Source organism: Christiangramia sp. (genome assembly GCF_029937855.1).
GTDB lineage: Bacteria > Bacteroidota > Bacteroidia > Flavobacteriales > Flavobacteriaceae > Christiangramia.
On record NZ_JAPYPC010000005.1, the window covers coordinates 67056 to 84542 of the forward strand.

Below are 17487 nucleotides of genomic sequence, written 5' to 3' on the forward strand. Positions count from 1 at the left end.
ATTATTGCAAATACACTTCAAAGTTTCACGTGTAAAAGTCGCTCTTAATTTCATTTATCTACTTTATATATTCTGAAGTATTTCTTTAAATAATTTGATCATATTAGGTTCAGCTTTTTCCGCATTGTCCAGAATTTTCTGAATATCTACTTTTTCGAGGTTTTCCGGATCTCCCTGATCTGTAATTACGGAAATTGCCGAAACTGGGATTCCCAAATGGTTCGCTACTATCACTTCAGGAACTGTACTCATTCCCACAGCATCTGCACCTATCAGTTTTAAATATTTGTATTCTGCCCTGGTTTCTAATTGAGGGCCAAGTACTGAAGCATACACTCCTTTATGTAACCTGATATTCAGTTTTTTTGCGGCCTCTTCAAAAAGTTGATTCATAGCGCTATCATAAGGCTCACTCATATCTACAAAACGCTCTCCAAGTTTTTCAACACCGTGAAAGGCCAACGGAGATCCTCCCTGCAAATTGATATGATCATCTATCAGCATCAGCTCACTTTCTTTAAAGTCAAGGTTTATTGCGCCAGATGCATTGGAAACTAAAAGTTTATTTATTCCAAGACGTTTCATTACCCTAACTGGAAAAGTAACATCAAATAAGCTGTAGCCTTCATAAAGATGGAACCTTCCCTGCATCACTACTACTTTCTTGCCCTGCAAAGTTCCAAAAATGAGTTTCCCTCTATGAAATTCTACGGTAGCTGTTGGAAAGTAAGGGATATGGTTGTAACTGGCTTCCTGCTCTACTTCCACATCATCAATGAGCTTTCCCAGGCCCGTTCCCAGAATGATCCCGACCTCAGGTTCTCCAAAACCTTTTGATTTTAAATAGTCTACAGATTCATTTATTCTATCAATCATACACTTATGAATTTTTGGAAAGCGGGATGATCTTTTATATCCTCTAACAGGTCTACATCGTTACGTGTTTCCAGTAATTTTACATCTTTATCATCAAGATCCTTTAAAGTATCTTCCAACACACTGGAAGTTCCCCACTCTTTATTTTTAAACACTTCTGAATTTAAGGTTTTCATTCCCAATAGATAGTATCCGCCGTCAGCAGCAGGACCAATCACAAAATCATGTTGCCCTAATTCCTGAAAAGCATTATCAATATCTTCAGAATTGATATCATACATATCACTTCCAACAATAATTATCTTTTCATAATTTTCAGCAAAACCCTCGCTAAAAGCATTGAACATACGCTCGCCGAGGTCTTCCCCAAATTGCTGCTTTTTTTCATAGACGGTATTATCCCAAATATCATCTCTATTTATATAATCTGAATAATACACCTGCTTTTTTGCCTTTACGGAAGCCGTAAATTTTGCGGAATGATCAAGTAAGAATTTATAAATTTTAAGTGCTTTATCATCTCCAAGATCTTTTGCCAATCTGGTTTTTACTTTTCCCGCAACAGGATTTTTTGTAAAAATGATGAGTAGGTTTTTATTTATCACTTAGTAAATTTTTTTTCCATTTTCGAGCCATTTGCCCCAGCGTTTTGAATACACATGTACCTTTTCCGTTTCTTTGCCGGTGCTATCAACTACAGGAAAATCTTCATTCTTCCATTCAAAAATACCACCATATAAATTGTGAACATCCTTAAATCCGGCGTTCATTATTCTTTTCGCAATATTTTCAGAACGAATACCTATGGAACAATACACTACAATTCTTTTATCCTTCGGAATATTCTGAATTTTGGATTCGTCAAAGTAATTATATCCTACAAAAATTGCATCCTGAAGATGACTGACTTCAAACTCATCAAGTTCACGGGCATCCAGAATAACTACCTCATCATTTAACTGATGCATTCTCAATTCTTCCACAGAAATATAGGGGGAATTACCGGTATTATATTTATTTAATAAGGTACTTAACGAATTCTGGGAATTCATTTTATTAAAGCTTATCATCAATACAAATATAATCAGGTAGTTTTTCAATTTTGTTTTTTCAGTCATTTCAATAAAGTCCAGGGAAAGAAATCTCTCCAACACTATTATTTACGAGGTTTTTTGGATTATAGTTTTAAAAATTCACTACTCCGGTAATAGAAAGAAGGATAAATAAAAAGACAATTACAATTAATATCACAACCCACAAATTGGACCTGGAGTTTCCTGTACGGGTTTCGGTAGATTGATTCCTGCTTTGTTCTGATTTTTTATGATCGGTAGGAACCGGGGAAGATCTATCTTTATCTGAATTCATAATAAATGTTTTGATTGAAATTACAGCCTTTGCAAATGCTAAAAAAAGTTTTAACAAATAATTTAAAAAAGCCTATTTTTCCAATTCCCTCCTCTAATTCACGGGTTGCGTCCTGGGAATAACGTTTTTCGCATTAGAATTACCCCAAAGAGTGATAAATCAGGCTATTATTCTTGGTTTTTTCTCACAAATGATAATTTTACGCTCCCAATACTTTAAAAATATTTGTTAAAAATCCCTTAACTTTAAAAACCTTTTAATTCTACAAAATTTACAATGAGAATTGATGTAAATACATTGCCGGTTAATGAGATTCTGGAAGACATTGCCAATTCCCTAAATGCCGAGCTAAAAAATAACAGCGGTGAATTATCTATTCAAATACCTTCTGAATTTGGAGAAGGCTATATAAGGGGGGTGAGTTTTGATTCGGGGATGGGCTTTGTTACGTATAATTGTAAATTCTCTGAAGATGTAGAAATCCATTTTTCGCTCAATACAGTTCACCCACTTAAATTTATATTTTGCTCAGAAGGTAAGGTTGGCCATTGTTTTCAGAAGAAAGATAATATCCATATTATTGATACTTACCAGAATATTGTAGTAAGCAGCAATGGTTATGACGGGCATATACTACATTTTAAAAAAGATGTATCTACCCATGTTTCAAGCCTGGAGATCATACGATCTATTTTTACCCACAGATCCAACTACGATTTTAAAGATCTTGATCCTACCTTAAAAGATTTATTTAAGGATGCGGTTTCTGAAAAACAATTCTTTTATCAGGGAAATTATAGTATTAAAGCGGCAGATGTCATGGAAGACATTAATACTAAAGATTATACCGGTTTTTTAAGAAATCTCTTCCTGGAGAGTAAGGTATTTGAAATGCTGGTGATACAGATAGCGCAATATGAAGATGATGAGAATGGAGATAATCTTCCGCAGATATTAAGAAAATCTGATATTGAAAAGGTAAATTATGTAGCTAAAAGAATACAGGGAGATCTCAGCACAAACCTAACCGTTGAAACTCTTGCCAAGGAGGCTGGAACGAATGTTAACAAGCTCCAGGAAGGGTTTAAATATGTTTATAACCTTACGGTAAATAAATATATGCAGCATGTAAAATTAGAGGCTGCCAAAGAAATGCTTAGACTTTCTGAGAAAAATATTTCTGAAATAGTAACCTCCATTGGTTTAAATAACCGAAGCTACTTCTCTAAGATCTTTAAAGAGAAATACGGAGTAAGCCCAAAATACTTTTTGAAAAATGGAAAGAACCTGAAAGACGCAGATGCCGAGGTTCACGAATGGGATTAATTTCCTGTAATTTCAAATTTATCGGGGATGGCCAGGGGATCAAACTCCCATAATAATGGAAGGCAAAAATATACTACCAGACTTATAATGGTAATGGAAATTATATTCAGCCAAATTCCCGCTTTTATCATATCAGGAATATGCAAATATCCCGATCCAAATACTACGGCATTGGGAGGTGTTGCTACCGGAAGCATAAATGCACAGGAGGCCGCTAAAGTTGCTCCAACCATTAAAAAATAAGGATGAAGGTTCAATGCCAGTGCCATACTTGCCAAAATTGGCAATAGCATTGCTGTAGTTGCAAGGTTAGAAGTTATTTCGGTTAAAAAGTTTACAGCAGCAACAAGTACTACAACTAAAAGTAATAATGGTAGATTTTCTAAATTGGTTAACTGTTGACCAATCCATACCGCCAGACCTGAATCATCAAAACCTTTAGCTAGCGCCATCCCCCCACCAAATAGAAGGATGATACCCCACGGAATCTTTACAGCCTCTTCCCAGGTTATCAGCTTTCTCTTATTTCCTGCCGGAACAATAAAAAGAAGCACCGCAGCACTCATCGCAATAATGGTATCGTCTATAAAGGGTAAAATAGGCTGAAGCAAAAAACTTCTCGTGATCCAACAAAAGGCGGTGATAACAAATAAAATTAGTACTCTTTTTTCTTCTTTACTTATATTCCCCAGCTCCTTATTTAGTCGCCGAATTTCCTGCTTTCCACCCGGAAACTCTTTTTGAGTAAAATTAAAAGCCCCGGAAGTGAGATATTTCCAGCATATAAACAATAAGAGTATTGAAACGGGCAATCCAAGCATAAACCATTGAGAAAAGCTTATTTCAAATCCATACAACTCTTCCACAATACCTGCAAAAACAAGATTTGGCGGTGTACCAATAAGAGTTGCGATTCCGCCAATAGATGCGCTATAGGCTATAGCCAGCATTAAAGCTTTTCCAAATACTTCATTCTCATTTTGTTTTGTATTGGGATTATTTTTAAGCTGACTTATAATGGCCGTCCCTATTGGCAGCATCATTACAGATGTGGCAGTATTGGAAATCCACATAGACAAAAATGCTGTAGCCAGCATGAATCCGAGGATTATAAATTTGATATTCGTTCCTATTAAAATAATAATGGATAGTGCTATTCTTTTATGCAAACCCCATCTTTCTATAGCTGCTGCAAGGATGAAACCTCCCAAATAAAGAAATACATATTTATGACCAAATGCCGCCGTAGTAATTCCTATGTCTAATGCTCCAGTTAAAGGAAATAGTATAATTGGCAGAAGAGCCGTGACCGAAATAGGAATTGCTTCAGTAACCCACCAAAAAGCCATCCACAAAGTGACGCATAGTACATCAAATGCAGGTTCAGGCATAGATTCTGGCCCTCCTAATGATTGTAATATAATAAAGAGCAAAGGCCCTGTGATAACAACCAGGTGCCGGGAGATCTTCTGCATATTGTAAGAATTTAAAATTGAAGGTAATTAAAATTATTCCTTTTTAAATATCCAGGATTAAGACCTCAGATCTTTTTAAAAAATTAAAATTCCGATATTTAAGTTCTAAAAGCTTATAGAAATGGAAGATTTAAGAATTAAAACTGCACTCCAAATTGCAAAACCAGGCAAAATAGTTTTTGAAGCCATTGTAAACCCAGAAAAAATGTCCCATTACTTTATTTCTGAAGGTTCTGATAGGATGGAAGAAGGGAAAACAGTGAACTGGAAATTCCCTGAATTTCCAGATATGAATATCGAGGTTAAGGTTTTAGAAACCAAAAAATCTGAAATGATCTTATTTGAATGGGAAGGTAGCAAGGATAAAATTCTAAAGGTTGAGATAAAACTAGAAGAAAGACCTGGAAACCAAACTTTGGTTAGAATAACCGAAAGTAAAATGCCGCCCACTGAAGAAGGCATTATTTGGTTAAAACGCAATACCGAAGGTTGGGCAAACTTCCTGGCGTGTTTAAAAGCTTATCTGGAATATGATATAAATTTAAGAAAAGGTGCATTTGAATTTATGAAAAGCTAAAAATTTAGTACGGAACATTTTGGCAATTATCCCTATCTTTAATCATATCCCTCATCGCGTTCAGCCATAGCAATAGCATTAAAGATTATTCAGAATGATCACTCGTAGAAATTTTATTAAGAACACCGGTTTTGTAGCCGTTAGTTTCAGTTTACTTCCCGATATTATATTTTCATCTACAAATCCATGCGTTGGTGAAGTGGAAATGAAAGATCCGCGAATAAAAGACTGGCTTCATGTACTGGAAGATGGTAGGGTGAAAATTTTTACCGGCAAGATGGAACTTGGCCAGGGAATTAGGATCGCCATAGCACAGGTTGCTGCGGAAGAACTCAACATGAATATAGATCAGATAGAAGTTCATCTGGCAGAAACTAAAATAACCCCTGATGAAGGTTATACTGCCGGGAGCAGATCTATAGTTCAAAGTGCAATGACTGTAAGAAAAGCCGCTGCCGCCGCTGCCAATATTTTACTCCAAACAGCTTCAGAAAAATATGCTATTCAAAAAGATGAATTATCGATAAAAGAAGGAAAAGTTTATATAAAAGACAGGGACAGAAGTTTTTCTTTTGCGGAAATCCTGGAAGGAAAACAAATTGAAAGTAACATTCCCTCAGAGGTTAAAACAAAAGCAAAATCTGAATATCAATTTGTAGGCACTCCAGTGCACAGGAAAGACCTAAAAAAAATTATTGCCGGCGCACCAGTATATGTACACGATTTGAAATTTCCCAATATGCTGCATGCGCGTGTTGTAAGACCACCAGCTTACAAGGCTGTTCTGCGAGAATTCAATCCTGAAAACGCTGAAAAATTAAAGTCGGTTGTAAAAATTTTTAAAATGAATGGTTTTATTGGGGTTTTGGCCACTCAGGAATATACCGCGCAACAAGCCAAAGAAATGCTGGAAGCCGACTGCAAATGGAACGTTCCTAATAAATTACCCCAACCTGACTCCTGGAAAACCTATGTCAAGTCAATTTCTAAAAAGTCTGAAAATGTAAAAGACTCCGGAAATTTAATGCTGAAAAATTCTGTAAAGGCATCTTATTCTAAACCTTATCTAATGCATGCTGCGGTAGGCCCCTCCTGTGCGGTAGCATTTTTTGACGGGGAAAAACTAAAAATATGGACCCACAGCCAGGGTGTATATCCTCTGGAAGGAGCCATTGCAGATTTATTGAACTTAACGGAAGATAATTTGCAGGTAAAAGGAGTCCCAGGCTCTGGATGTTATGGACATAACGGTGCCGATGATGTTGCTGCAGAAGCGGCAATTCTTGCATTGGCAGAACAGGGAAAGCATATTCGCCTTCAATGGTCCCGCCACGATGAACACGGCTGGGAACCTTATGGCAGCTCTATGCTCATGGAACTTGAAGGCAGCCTGGATGAACAGGGAATGATTAATAGCTGGAAATATGAGTTATGGTCGGACACGCACAGTACAAGGCCGGGAAGTAAAAAAGCTAATCTTTTACCAACTAATTATTATCAAAAAACAGATCTAAAACAACCAGAAGGATATCTGGGAGGAGCCTATCGCAACGCCGATCCTTATTATGAAATTAAAAACAAGAAGATTGATGCCAACTTTTTTCAGGGGCCTTTAAGAGTATCAGCTTTACGTAGCCTTGGCGCTTATGCAAATATCTTCGCGATTGAAAGCTTTATGGATGAACTGGCTGAAAAAGCAGGGATAGATGCTGTGGAGTTTCGGTTAAAACATCTTAAAGATCCCCGGGCAATTAGCGTCCTTAAAAAATTAAAGCAACTCAGCTCCATTGAAAATCCTGAAAAGAATGAAGGGATAGGATACGCTTTCTCCCGCTATAAAAATACCGATTCCTATTTTGCAGCAGCGGTAAAAATACACCGGGAAACCAACGGAAAGTTGAAAATTAAGAATATGTGGGGTGTAATAGATTCCGGTGAAGTAATTAACCCTGACGGCTTAAGGAATCAAACGGAAGGAGGCATGCTCCAATCGGCCAGCTGGACCATGATAGAAGAAGTAAAGTACGATGAGAAACATGTTTCCAGTCTGGACTGGATAAGTTATCCCATTTTCAAGATGAGTGATTCCCCACTTGTAAAAGTTGAAATAATAGATCAACCATACGAACCGCCGCTGGGGGCTGGGGAGGCGGCGCAGGGAGCTACCTCTGCAGCTATCGTCAATGCTATTTATAATCTTACCGGTAAAAGAGTGAGAGATCTCCCGGTGAGTAAAAATTTTTCGGTTTAGAATTTTCTTTCCTCAAAATGTCAAAGTCTAACCTTTATATAAAAGAAGCTTGTGTAGAATCTTTGGAGCAGGCAATTTCAGCCGAAAAAAATGGTGCTGACCGGATTGAATTATGTTCCCATCTGGAACTAGATGGTTTAACACCTTCAGAAGAACTTGTAGGGTTGGTCCAAGAGAAATTAACCATTCCTATAAAGGTAATGATCAGACCTCGGGCGGGTGACTTTATTTATTCGGAAGAGGAGATCAGGAAAATGATAAAAAGTATAGAATTTTGTAAATCATTAGAAATGGAAGGAGTTGTTTTTGGAGCACTTCATGAAGATAAAACCCTGGATTTAAATTTGATATCCAAACTTGCCAAAATCGCTAAACCTCTAAAAGTCACCATTCACAAAGCCATTGATGAAACGGAAGATATTCTCAAAGCCGTTAAAGATTTGTCTCATATAGCTGAGATTGATACAATTTTAACTTCCGGTGGGGCAAACACCGCTGAAGAAGGAGCTTTTCAGATAAAACAAATGATCGGAATTTCACAAAACCGACTGGAAATTATGCCTGCCGGAAAAATTACTCCAGCCAATCTTAAAGAATTGCATAAGATTATTGGTGCAAAGGCTTACCATGGCAGACGTATCGTTTAATTATTTAAATTTACTCATGTCCGGTTAAAGAAACTAGACCGCTTCGCTTTTAGATATAAGAAAATTAGACCTGGACTTAACTAACTGATAAACAAAGTAAATTTAATATTGTGTTTTTCAAAGAATGCCCCAATTCAAAAATTTTTAAAAGGAGGGTATAGATAGTAGTAAAAATGCTTTGAACTATTAAAAATACTGGGTTCAGGTTCGTTCTTTAAAATCTTTATCGGACACCACTGATTTAAATTTATTTAGGATTTTTCCATTTTAAAAATCAGCCATAAAAAAACCTCACAGGTTTTTAATACCTGTGAGGTTTAAATTTCATAACAGCTTTTAAAAAAAACTGTTTTATTTTCGTTGTGGCCGTGCCACTACATCATTCCTGGCATACCGCCGCCCATTCCTTGTGGCATTCCACCACCTTTTTCATCTTCAGGAAGGTCGATTAAGGCACACTCAGTTGTAAGGATCATTCCGGCAACAGAAGCAGCATTTTCAAGAGCTACTCTGGTCACTTTCTTAGGATCTATAATACCTGCTTTCATCATATCAACAAAAGTGTCGGTCTTGGCATCGTAACCAAAGTCTTTCTTACCTTCAAGAACTTTATTGATCACTACAGATCCTTCACCTCCTGCATTTTCAACAATTGTTCTCAATGGAGATTCAATAGCACGTGATACGATCTGAACTCCTGTTGCTTCATCGGCATTTTCAGTTTTGATCTTGCTTAGCACAGCCTGAGCCCTTACTAAAGCAACACCACCACCGGCAACAATACCTTCTTCTACAGCGGCTCTGGTCGCATGAAGTGCATCATCTACACGGTCTTTCTTCTCTTTCATTTCTACTTCTGAAGCTGCACCTACATAAAGGACGGCAACACCACCTGCTAATTTAGCAAGACGCTCCTGAAGCTTTTCTTTGTCATAATCTGAAGTAGTAGATTCTACCTGAGCTTTGATCTGATTCACACGTTCTTTGATCGCTTTATCATCTCCTGCTCCATTTACGATAGTAGTATTATCTTTATCTATAGCTACTTTTTCGGCAGTACCTAACATATCAATGGTCGCATTCTCCAGAGTAAAACCTCTTTCTTCAGAGATTACAGTTCCTCCGGTAAGGATAGCGATATCTTCTAACATTGCTTTTCTACGGTCACCAAAACCTGGAGCTTTTACAGCTGCGATCTTAAGTGATCCACGAAGTTTATTTACCACAAGAGTAGCAAGTGCTTCTCCATCTACATCTTCAGCAATGATCAATAATGGTTTTCCAGACTGAGCAACTGGCTCAAGTACAGGAAGCAAATCTTTCATGGAAGATATTTTCTTATCGAAAAGAAGGATATATGGATCTTCAAGATCTGCAGTCATTTTCTCTGAATTTGTTACGAAATACGGAGAAAGATAACCTCTGTCAAACTGCATACCTTCCACTACGTCTACGTGTGTTTCAGTACCTTTAGCTTCTTCAACAGTAATAACACCTTCTTTTCCAACTTTTCCGAATGCCTGAGCGATCAAATCACCAATAACATCGTCATTGTTAGCAGAAATAGAAGCTACCTGCTTTATTTTTTCTGAAGAATCACCAACTTCTTTAGTTTGTTTTGCAAGATCTGCCGTAAGAGCTTCTACAGCTTTATCGATACCTCTTTTCAAATCCATTGGATTGGCACCGGCAGCAACGTTCTTAAGACCTTCTTTTACGATAGCCTGGGCAAGTACAGTGGCAGTTGTAGTACCGTCACCAGCAAGGTCATTTGTTTTAGAAGCAACTTCTTTCACCATCTGAGCACCCATGTTCTCAAGTGGGTCTTCCAATTCAATTTCTTTTGCAACAGTAACACCATCTTTAGTTACAGTTGGTGCGCCGAAAGATTTACTAATAATCACATTACGACCCTTAGGTCCTAAGGTTACCTTAACAGCATTAGCCAATGCATCTACTCCTCGTTTAATCCCGTTACGGGCCTGAATGTCAAATTTTATATCTTTTGCCATTTTTATAAATTTTACTTTTCAGATCTTTTCAATAATCTGAAAATTATGGTTAATTAATTTTTTGTTGTTGAAATGATTACCTCTCTCACAAATAAAGTGAGGCAAGCCTATTGAAATAAAACTTATACTATTGCAAGTATATCATCTTCCCGCATGATAAGATAATCTGTACCGTCAAGTTTCAACTCGGTACCGGCATATTTTCCATAAAGCACCATATCACCTTCTTTAACGGTCATTTCGTGATCTTTGGTTCCTTTACCAACAGCCACTACTTTACCTTTTTGAGGTTTCTCTTTAGCAGTTTCAGGAATAATAATACCAGACGCAGTTTTGTTTTCTGCAGCTACAGGTTCAATTACAACCCTATCTGAAAGCGGTTTAACGTTTAGTCCCATTTTTTCGAAATTTTATTATAGGTTAATTAATTTATTAAATTCGGTTAGGCATATTTCTAAAATTATGCCACTAGCTTATTTCTGCCAATAGCCAAAAAAAAATGCCAGCTTGTCATAAGCTGGCATTTTCAAATTATAATATTTTGTGAAATTTACTGAGCACTGTCAGTTTCCACCGGTTGTTGTGCCGGAGTCTGCGTTGCAGGAACTTGCGTGTTCACCGGCTCGTCACTTTCGAAAACCCTGGTTCCAGCCTCTGCCGGAGCATCCATAATGGTCACGTTAGAAAGTAGGATTAGCACCAATAAAAGAGTTGCTAAAGTCCAGGTACTTTTATCAAGAAAATCTGTTGTTTTCTTTACCCCTCCCATTTGCTGACCTCCGCCACCAAAAGATGAAGAAAGTCCTCCTCCTTTAGGATTCTGTACCATTATCACAACTACCAGCAAAAATGCCACGATAATTATTAAAGCTAAAAATATAGTGAATGTGCTCATTCTTATTCGTTATTAGTATCTTGTAATTTCTCTATTGCCCTAATTTGGTCTGCAAAGAAACCACTTTTTTCGGGATTTTTCAAAATTAATATTTTGTAAGCCTGGATGGCTTTTTTGTAATTTTTCTGCTCTAAATAAACCTTTGCCAAAGTCTCTGTCATCAACGATTCCGGTGCGGCAATATTCTCTTCAGCCAGGTTTGCTTTGTTAGCAGTTTTCCCGGGTTTTATCTTCGGATTTTTAGAAATAAACTCCTCAATAAGCTCAAATTTCCTCAAGCGGCCTTCATCAGTTTCGCCTTCTTCTTTTTCTTCCTCTCTATCTACTGGTTGTGCCTTTGTAAGTTTTAACCATTCTGAAAAAGAATGCGATTCTTTTCCGTCAAATTCCAGCGGCTTTCCAATTCCAAGCTGTTCTTCTGAAGATTTCTCTGCTTTCTCTGGTCTTTCCTCCTCTTCAGATCTTAAAGGCCTTTCAAATAGTGCAGGATCCATCACACGTTCAGATTCAGACTGCTTCATCTTGATCGCTTCATTAATATCAAGACTACGCCTTCCATGAACTTCTTCAGCTTCGTAAACGGTAATTTGTTTCAGTCTTTCTTCCTGCTCTCGTATTTGCTTTGCAATCTCATTTTGATTGAATTCCGGCGACGTGATAAAATCAAAAAGAATACTCCTATCAGCCGTATACGCAGCGGTTTTCCTAAGCGCCGAATTGTAGCTGAATTCCTGATGTTCCTTCAATCCTTTTAAACGGATAGCCCTCGCTGCCTGAAAATAGGGAGCCTTTTCGAGAATCTTTTCGATATCACGGGTTTGCTCCGGGGTGATTTCCGAAGGATTTTCAAGAAGATATGTAAACTCCTTCACTTTCATTACCAATCGGTTAATGCCGCATTAAAAATATCCTGGGTCAACCTTGTATATATTTCATCCAGTGCAGTTTCCAGGGCTGCACCTACTAATTGGGTTTGCGCGGGATAGTCATAAAAGAAAGAAAAACGGTTCTCAAAATCCTTTTCCGGTTCCAAGGTATTGTAATACCTCACGTTTACCGAAATTGTTAACCTGTTTTGAGCAGCTGTATTCTGTGCGGTAGCCGACATTGGCGAAATATAATATTCAACAATTTCACCCTCAAATATTAGATCTCCATTATTATTTACCAGGCTTAAACTGGTTTGATTCTGAATAAGGTCCTGAAGTGAAATCGTGAAAGCCCTGTCTATTCCAGGCTCTACAAGATCTGCATTATTCTGAAAAAAGTTTACCTGAAAGGTTTCAGCATTCCCTGTATCGGCTCCGGTAAAAGAGTAAATTCCGCAAGATTGCAATGTGAGCAATAAAACGGAGCAAAATATTAAGATTAGTTTTTTCATGTGTTTTTTAGCTGTAAGCCTTAAGCAGTAAGCCCTAAGCTATATGAGAACCAAAATACTAAATTCCGGTGCAAAAGCTTTTAGCTTTAAGCCGATAACTTTTTTCTACAAATTATATTGCTTTATCTTGCGGTAAAGTGTTCTTTCGCTAATTCCCAGTTCTTCCGCCGCCGCTTTTCTTTTTCCGCTATGTCGTTCGAGGGATTTTTTAATTAGCTCTAATTCTTTATCCTGCAAAGACAGAGTTTCTTCCTCTTCAATTTCTTCAGCAAAATAATATTTATCTTTTTCTTCCTGCCTGGAACCGGCCGAATTTTGTTGCGGAATTTGAAGCACGTTCAATTCATCTTCATCAATATCAGCTTCATCTATATCATCACCACTATTCCCATAAATCTTCTGGATCAAACCTTCATTCTCATCCTGCACCTGCTTGCTATCGCCTTCCTGCATTAATTTTAAGGTTAATTTTTTAAGATCATTTAGATCATTTTTCATATCGAAAAGCACCTTGTATAGGATCTCCCTTTCATTACTAAAATCTCCTTCTTTTTTCTTATCTGAAATGATTGCAGGAAGATTACTTCCCACATTTGGAAGATAATGTCTCAAATCTTCCGCAGTGATCACCCTGTTTTGTTCTAAAACGGAAATTTGTTCTGCTATATTTCTTAGCTGACGGATATTTCCTCCCCAACGATACTTTTGAAGTAAAGCCACGGCCTCATCTTCAAGTTTTATCGTAGGCATTTTATACTTTAGTCCAAAATCTGAAGCGAATTTCCTGAATAATAAATGTATATCGTCCTTTCTTTCACGTAAAGGAGGAAGGTTGATCTCCACCGTGCTTAAACGGTAATAAAGATCTTCCCGAAATTTCTCTTTTTGGATGGATTCGAACATATTGATATTCGTTGCCGCGACGATGCGAACATTGGTTTTCTGAACCTTTGAAGAACCTACCTTAATAAACTCTCCATTTTCAAGTACCCGAAGCAGTCTAACCTGAGTGGGCAATGGTAATTCTCCTACCTCATCTAAAAAGATGGTCCCGCCGTCTGCCACTTCAAAATAACCATTCCTGGTTTGGGTAGCCCCGGTAAAAGCCCCTTTTTCATGACCAAACAATTCACTGTCTATAGTCCCTTCTGGAATTGCCCCGCAGTTAACGGCGATATATTTCCCGTGTTTTCTATGGGACAGGGCGTGAATAATCTTCGGAATACTTTCTTTTCCTACCCCACTTTCACCTGTAACCAGGACAGAAATATCTGTTGGCGCAACCTGAATTGCTTTTTCTACCGCCCGGTTAAGTTTGGGATCGTCCCCAATGATTCCAAAGCGTTGTTTTATTGCCTGAACTGATTCCATTTATAAGTATTCAGTATTTAGTTAACAGTAGCAGTTTCAAAACGTGTAAACTATTGTACTGTAGTTAATAATTTAGTTATTATCACTATAACCCACAGGTTCACCTATAAGCGTGGCACTGGTGCAATCAGTAATTTTTACATTTACAAAATCACCAATCATATAATTCTCTTTCGGAAATACGGTTACGGTATTTCGCTCATTTCGGCCACTCCAGTGAGCATCAGATTTCTTTGATTCTTTTTCAATCAAAACTTCCACTACAGTGCCTATGGCCTGTTTAGTGTTATACCTGCTATGTTTTTGCTGAAGGTCCACGATCTCCTGTAATCTTCTTTTCTTGACTTCCTCCGGGACATCGTCTTCCAGTTTACGTTCCGCAGTAGTTCCAGGCCTTTCAGAATAGGTAAACATATAACCAAAATCATATTTCACATATTCCATTAAGGAAAGTGTATCCTGGTGATCTTCTTCAGTCTCAGTAGGAAAACCGGCTATTAGATCGTGAGAGATCCCACAATTAGGGATTCTCTCTTTAATATTATCTATTAGCCTAAAATATTCTTCACGAGTATGCAGGCGGTTCATTTTCTTTAAAATACGGTCACTTCCACTCTGTACAGGTAAATGTATATAATTGCAAATATTGCGATATGCTGCCATTGCTTCTATAACATCCAGGGTCATATCCTGGGGATTGGAAGTAGAAAAACGTATCCTCATTTTAGGCTGAGCTTCTGCAACCAGTCTTAAAAGTGCCGCAAAGTTAGTGGCTGTCGCTTTTTGTATCTCGGTCGCGTTCTTAAAATCTTTTTTTAATCCACCACCATACCAGAGATAACTATCTACATTCTGACCTAAAAGTGTAATTTCTTTATATCCTTTTGCTGCGAGATCATTTACTTCTTCCACTATACTTTGCGGATCCCGACTTCTTTCTCTTCCGCGGGTAAAAGGAACCACGCAAAACGTACACATATTATCGCACCCACGAGTAATGGAAACAAATGCGGAAACCCCATTTGATTGAAGTCTTACCGGGGAAATGTCTCCGTAAGTTTCTTCCTTGCTCAAAATTACATTTATCGCGTCGCGCCCTTCTTCAACTTCATTTATCAAATTTGGAAGATCTTTATAAGCGTCTGGACCCACCACAAGATCGACGATTTTTTCCTCTTCCAGGAATTTACTCTTTAAACGTTCTGCCATACAACCAAGAACACCCACCTTCATGCCGGGGTTTATTCTTTTTACCGCATTGTATTTTTCCAACCGCTTGCGTACCGTTTGCTCTGCTTTTTCTCGAATGGAACAGGTATTAACCAAAACCAGGTCTGCTTCTTCCAAGTTTTGAGTGGTATTAAAACCCTCTTTTGAGAGAATAGAAGCAACAATTTCGCTATCGCTAAAGTTCATTGCGCAGCCATAACTCTCAATAAATAATTTGCGGTCATTATTGGCCTTAGGCTCTAGTACCAAAGAGTTTCCCTGCTTATTTTCGTCTATAGTCTTCTCCATAATTCTTCAATCCTCTGTCGGTTTTTAGAGTGGCAAAGATAGAACTAAAGTCAGTTCTGACAAAGTGACAGAAAAAAATTTATAAATATATACGCAACCTTTTTCTTCTATCTGCATCTACAGGATAACTAACCGATTTAAAAATGAAAAGATTACTGCTTTTTCCGTTTCTCTTAGTTTTCTTTAGTTTCATTTCCTGTGACGAAGAGAAGGATTCTAATCTTTCCAGTGTCGCAGTTCCGGTAACACAATCCATCGCAGATTTTAGAGCTTCGGTAAAAGTTCAGGAGCCAAAGTCAATTAAAGAATCAGGTAAAATATATGCCTGGAAAGATTTTATTTTCATCAATGATAAAAACGAAGGTGTTCATATTATAGACAACACCGATCCTTTTAATCCTCAAAATATCAGGTTTCTGAAAATTCCAAGAAATATGGACATCGCCATAAAGAACGATAAACTATATACCGATAATGGAATGGACCTCGTGGTTTTTGATATTAGCAACATCGATAAAATTGCTGAAATTGGAAGGGTTCAGGATATATTTCCCAATTATTATACTACCGCACCTGCCGGTGTTAATTATGTAGACTTTGACAATTTTGATCCATCACAGGAAGTGATTGTAGGATATGTGATCGAAACACGAAAAATAGAATATGCCGAAACACGCGGAGAGCCTTTTTTTGAATCGGCTGCCGATGGCGGGGGAAATTCAGGTACCGGTGGAAGCATGGCCAGATTTAGTTTAAATGGCGATTATCTTTATGTCGCCGATGAGACTTCACTATCAGCATTTGATATTTCAATTCCCGAAAACCCAAACCGTATAAGCAATGAATACGTGGGCTGGGAGGTAGAAACTATTTTTAATTATGAAGATCACCTATACCTGGGCAGCAGCACCGGAATGTATATTTATGATATTGAAAACCCAGGAAGTCCACAAAAAGTTTCTTTTTTAGAACATGTTCGTGGATGCGATCCTGTAGTGGTCAAAGATAATTATGCCTATGTCACTATACGTGGCGGCAATGCCTGCGGCCAAAATATAAATCAACTTGATGTTGTAGATGTTTCAGACAAAGCTAATCCTATGGTTGTAAATTCCTATGAAATGACCAATCCTTATGGTCTGGGAGTTAAAGACAACTGGCTTTTTGTATGTGATGGAAATGCTGGCCTAAAAATATTTGACATAGAAGACACCCCTAACCTTAAGTTTATCGATCAATTCAATAACATTAACACCTATGATGTCATCCCTCTTGAAGATAGGTTACTTATGGTTGGGGATAATATACTGCACCAGTATTCTTATAAGGGTAATGAGATTAATTTGATTAGCTCTTTTGCTTTAAATTAATTCCCTTTTTTTTGTTTGGTTTTTTAAAAATCCCCGTGTAGGGCGGGGGTTTTTTATTTAGTACTTTTTCTTAGAAATCCTGTTTCCGCTAATTTGTCTTTGAGCATCACTTTTAAATCGCTTTACGTGTTCATCTCTTAGCTTTTCATGTTTGGTTTTTCTACCCTGAACACGAGCACGCCATTTTCTCCAGTTACGCGGATGCATCTGCTCTTTCATAAACCTGATGACCTGCTTCTCAGTTAAACCAAACTGATATTCTATAGCTTCAAAAGTGGTTCTATCTTCCCAGGCCATGGAGATAATTCGATCTATCTGGCGCTCATCAAACTGGAAATCTTTAGCAATACTCATTTTGTTTAATTTTATCTGCACAAAGTTAAACATTCCGTATAAAGCCAGAAAAAAAACCCTTTCCGA

The 17487-nt window shown here is 37.6% G+C and carries 18 protein-coding genes; 5 read left to right on the forward strand and 13 right to left on the reverse strand.

The features are described from left to right. Positions 1–63: 63 nt before the first annotated feature. The 4 genes from Q1K34_RS04370 to Q1K34_RS04385 are packed head-to-tail and all read right to left on the reverse strand — an operon-like array spanning position 64 to position 2244. Positions 64–876 (reverse strand): purine-nucleoside phosphorylase, encoded by an 813-nt coding sequence (locus Q1K34_RS04370; protein ID WP_300435018.1) that lies wholly within the window; start codon positions 874–876, stop codon positions 64–66. After that, positions 873–1481 (reverse strand): TIGR04282 family arsenosugar biosynthesis glycosyltransferase, encoded by a 609-nt coding sequence (locus tag Q1K34_RS04375; RefSeq protein ID WP_300435021.1) that lies wholly within the window; start codon positions 1479–1481, stop codon positions 873–875. The genes Q1K34_RS04370 and Q1K34_RS04375 overlap by 4 nt, the downstream gene beginning before the upstream one ends. After that, positions 1482–2027: a rhodanese-like domain-containing protein gene (locus Q1K34_RS04380; RefSeq protein ID WP_300435023.1), complete on the reverse strand. Its 546-nt coding sequence runs from the start codon at positions 2025–2027 to the stop codon at positions 1482–1484. A gap of 34 nt (positions 2028–2061) precedes the next feature. Beyond that, a complete protein-coding gene (locus Q1K34_RS04385) occupies positions 2062–2244 on the reverse strand; it encodes a hypothetical protein (RefSeq protein ID WP_300435025.1) in 183 nt (60 codons plus the stop codon). 276 nt (positions 2245–2520) lie between these two features. Here Q1K34_RS04385 and Q1K34_RS04390 point away from each other — a divergent pair, with 276 nt between their 5' ends. Continuing rightward, positions 2521–3570, forward strand: coding sequence for an AraC family transcriptional regulator (locus tag Q1K34_RS04390; RefSeq protein ID WP_300435027.1), 1050 nt, complete (start codon positions 2521–2523; stop codon positions 3568–3570). Here the strand turns inward: Q1K34_RS04390 and Q1K34_RS04395 are convergent. Then, entirely contained in the window at positions 3567–5045 is a 1479-nt protein-coding gene (locus Q1K34_RS04395; RefSeq protein ID WP_300435030.1) for an SLC13 family permease, read from the reverse strand. The two genes, Q1K34_RS04390 and Q1K34_RS04395, sit on opposite strands and share 4 nt — an antisense overlap. Before the next feature lie 121 nt (positions 5046–5166). Between Q1K34_RS04395 and Q1K34_RS04400 the strand changes: the two genes are divergently transcribed. The 3 genes from Q1K34_RS04400 (at position 5167) to Q1K34_RS04410 (ending at position 8520) form a co-directional block, all read left to right on the forward strand. Continuing rightward, positions 5167–5622, forward strand: a complete 456-nt coding sequence (locus Q1K34_RS04400; protein WP_300435033.1) for an SRPBCC domain-containing protein — start codon at positions 5167–5169, stop codon at positions 5620–5622. A 94-nt stretch (positions 5623–5716) separates the two neighbouring features. Next, on the forward strand, positions 5717–7873 hold the full coding sequence (locus tag Q1K34_RS04405) for a molybdopterin cofactor-binding domain-containing protein (RefSeq protein ID WP_300435035.1): 2157 nt from the start codon (positions 5717–5719) through the stop codon (positions 7871–7873). Positions 7874–7890: 17 nt separating this feature from the next. Further along, positions 7891–8520 (forward strand): copper homeostasis protein CutC, encoded by a 630-nt coding sequence (locus Q1K34_RS04410; RefSeq protein WP_300435037.1) that lies wholly within the window; start codon positions 7891–7893, stop codon positions 8518–8520. Positions 8521–8894: 374 nt separating this feature from the next. Here the strand turns inward: Q1K34_RS04410 and groL are convergent, their stop codons facing one another. From groL to miaB, 7 genes are all read right to left on the reverse strand, one after another. Next, entirely contained in the window at positions 8895–10532 is a 1638-nt protein-coding gene (groL, locus tag Q1K34_RS04415; protein WP_300435039.1) for a chaperonin GroEL, read from the reverse strand. A 122-nt stretch (positions 10533–10654) separates the two neighbouring features. Continuing rightward, positions 10655–10930 carry a co-chaperone GroES gene (gene groES, locus Q1K34_RS04420; RefSeq protein ID WP_300435041.1) on the reverse strand — a complete coding sequence of 92 codons (276 nt, stop codon included), beginning with the start codon at positions 10928–10930 and terminating at the stop codon, positions 10655–10657. A gap of 152 nt (positions 10931–11082) precedes the next feature. Then, complete coding sequence (gene secG / locus Q1K34_RS04425) at positions 11083–11427, reverse strand: preprotein translocase subunit SecG (protein WP_300435042.1); 345 nt, start codon at positions 11425–11427, stop codon at positions 11083–11085. 2 nt (positions 11428–11429) lie between these two features. Beyond that, the gene (locus Q1K34_RS04430; RefSeq protein ID WP_300435044.1) at positions 11430–12305 is read right to left on the reverse strand and encodes a hypothetical protein; all 876 of its coding nucleotides are present in this window, start codon (positions 12303–12305) and stop codon (positions 11430–11432) included. Further along, the gene (locus Q1K34_RS04435) at positions 12305–12808 is read right to left on the reverse strand and encodes an LptE family protein (protein WP_300435047.1); all 504 of its coding nucleotides are present in this window, start codon (positions 12806–12808) and stop codon (positions 12305–12307) included. Before Q1K34_RS04435 ends, Q1K34_RS04430 begins: the two co-directional genes overlap by 1 nt. 105 nt (positions 12809–12913) lie before the next feature. After that, the gene (locus tag Q1K34_RS04440) at positions 12914–14179 is read right to left on the reverse strand and encodes a sigma-54 dependent transcriptional regulator (RefSeq protein WP_300435050.1); all 1266 of its coding nucleotides are present in this window, start codon (positions 14177–14179) and stop codon (positions 12914–12916) included. 72 nt (positions 14180–14251) lie between these two features. After that, positions 14252–15697: a tRNA (N6-isopentenyl adenosine(37)-C2)-methylthiotransferase MiaB gene (miaB, locus tag Q1K34_RS04445; RefSeq protein ID WP_300435052.1), complete on the reverse strand. Its 1446-nt coding sequence runs from the start codon at positions 15695–15697 to the stop codon at positions 14252–14254. Between the two features lie 143 nt (positions 15698–15840). Here miaB and Q1K34_RS04450 point away from each other — a divergent pair, with 143 nt between their 5' ends. Then, positions 15841–17067 carry a hypothetical protein gene (locus Q1K34_RS04450; protein ID WP_300435055.1) on the forward strand — a complete coding sequence of 409 codons (1227 nt, stop codon included), beginning with the start codon at positions 15841–15843 and terminating at the stop codon, positions 17065–17067. 57 nt (positions 17068–17124) lie between these two features. On the opposite strand, the gene Q1K34_RS04455 is transcribed toward Q1K34_RS04450, so the two are convergent. After that, complete coding sequence (locus Q1K34_RS04455) at positions 17125–17421, reverse strand: TIGR03643 family protein (RefSeq protein ID WP_300435058.1); 297 nt, start codon at positions 17419–17421, stop codon at positions 17125–17127. Positions 17422–17487 lie beyond the last annotated feature (66 nt).

Excerpts from the sequence above, each read along its gene's own strand:
- Q1K34_RS04370 (WP_300435018.1), bottom strand. The coding sequence starts at position 876 with ATGATTGATAGAATAAATGAATCTGTAGACTATTTAAAATCAAAAGGT.
- Q1K34_RS04385 (WP_300435025.1), bottom strand. The coding sequence starts at position 2,244 with ATGAATTCAGATAAAGATAGATCTTCCCCGGTTCCTACCGATCATAAA.
- Q1K34_RS04390 (WP_300435027.1), top strand. The coding sequence starts at position 2,521 with ATGAGAATTGATGTAAATACATTGCCGGTTAATGAGATTCTGGAAGAC.
- Q1K34_RS04395 (WP_300435030.1), bottom strand. The coding sequence starts at position 5,045 with ATGCAGAAGATCTCCCGGCACCTGGTTGTTATCACAGGGCCTTTGCTC.
- Q1K34_RS04400 (WP_300435033.1), top strand. The coding sequence starts at position 5,167 with ATGGAAGATTTAAGAATTAAAACTGCACTCCAAATTGCAAAACCAGGC.
- Q1K34_RS04405 (WP_300435035.1), top strand. The coding sequence starts at position 5,717 with ATGATCACTCGTAGAAATTTTATTAAGAACACCGGTTTTGTAGCCGTT.
- Q1K34_RS04410 (WP_300435037.1), top strand. The coding sequence starts at position 7,891 with ATGTCAAAGTCTAACCTTTATATAAAAGAAGCTTGTGTAGAATCTTTG.
- groL (WP_300435039.1), bottom strand. The coding sequence starts at position 10,532 with ATGGCAAAAGATATAAAATTTGACATTCAGGCCCGTAACGGGATTAAA.
- groES (WP_300435041.1), bottom strand. The coding sequence starts at position 10,930 with ATGGGACTAAACGTTAAACCGCTTTCAGATAGGGTTGTAATTGAACCT.
- secG (WP_300435042.1), bottom strand. The coding sequence starts at position 11,427 with ATGAGCACATTCACTATATTTTTAGCTTTAATAATTATCGTGGCATTT.
- Q1K34_RS04430 (WP_300435044.1), bottom strand. The coding sequence starts at position 12,305 with ATGAAAGTGAAGGAGTTTACATATCTTCTTGAAAATCCTTCGGAAATC.
- Q1K34_RS04435 (WP_300435047.1), bottom strand. The coding sequence starts at position 12,808 with ATGAAAAAACTAATCTTAATATTTTGCTCCGTTTTATTGCTCACATTG.
- Q1K34_RS04440 (WP_300435050.1), bottom strand. The coding sequence starts at position 14,179 with ATGGAATCAGTTCAGGCAATAAAACAACGCTTTGGAATCATTGGGGAC.
- miaB (WP_300435052.1), bottom strand. The coding sequence starts at position 15,697 with ATGGAGAAGACTATAGACGAAAATAAGCAGGGAAACTCTTTGGTACTA.
- Q1K34_RS04450 (WP_300435055.1), top strand. The coding sequence starts at position 15,841 with ATGAAAAGATTACTGCTTTTTCCGTTTCTCTTAGTTTTCTTTAGTTTC.
- Q1K34_RS04455 (WP_300435058.1), bottom strand. The coding sequence starts at position 17,421 with ATGAGTATTGCTAAAGATTTCCAGTTTGATGAGCGCCAGATAGATCGA.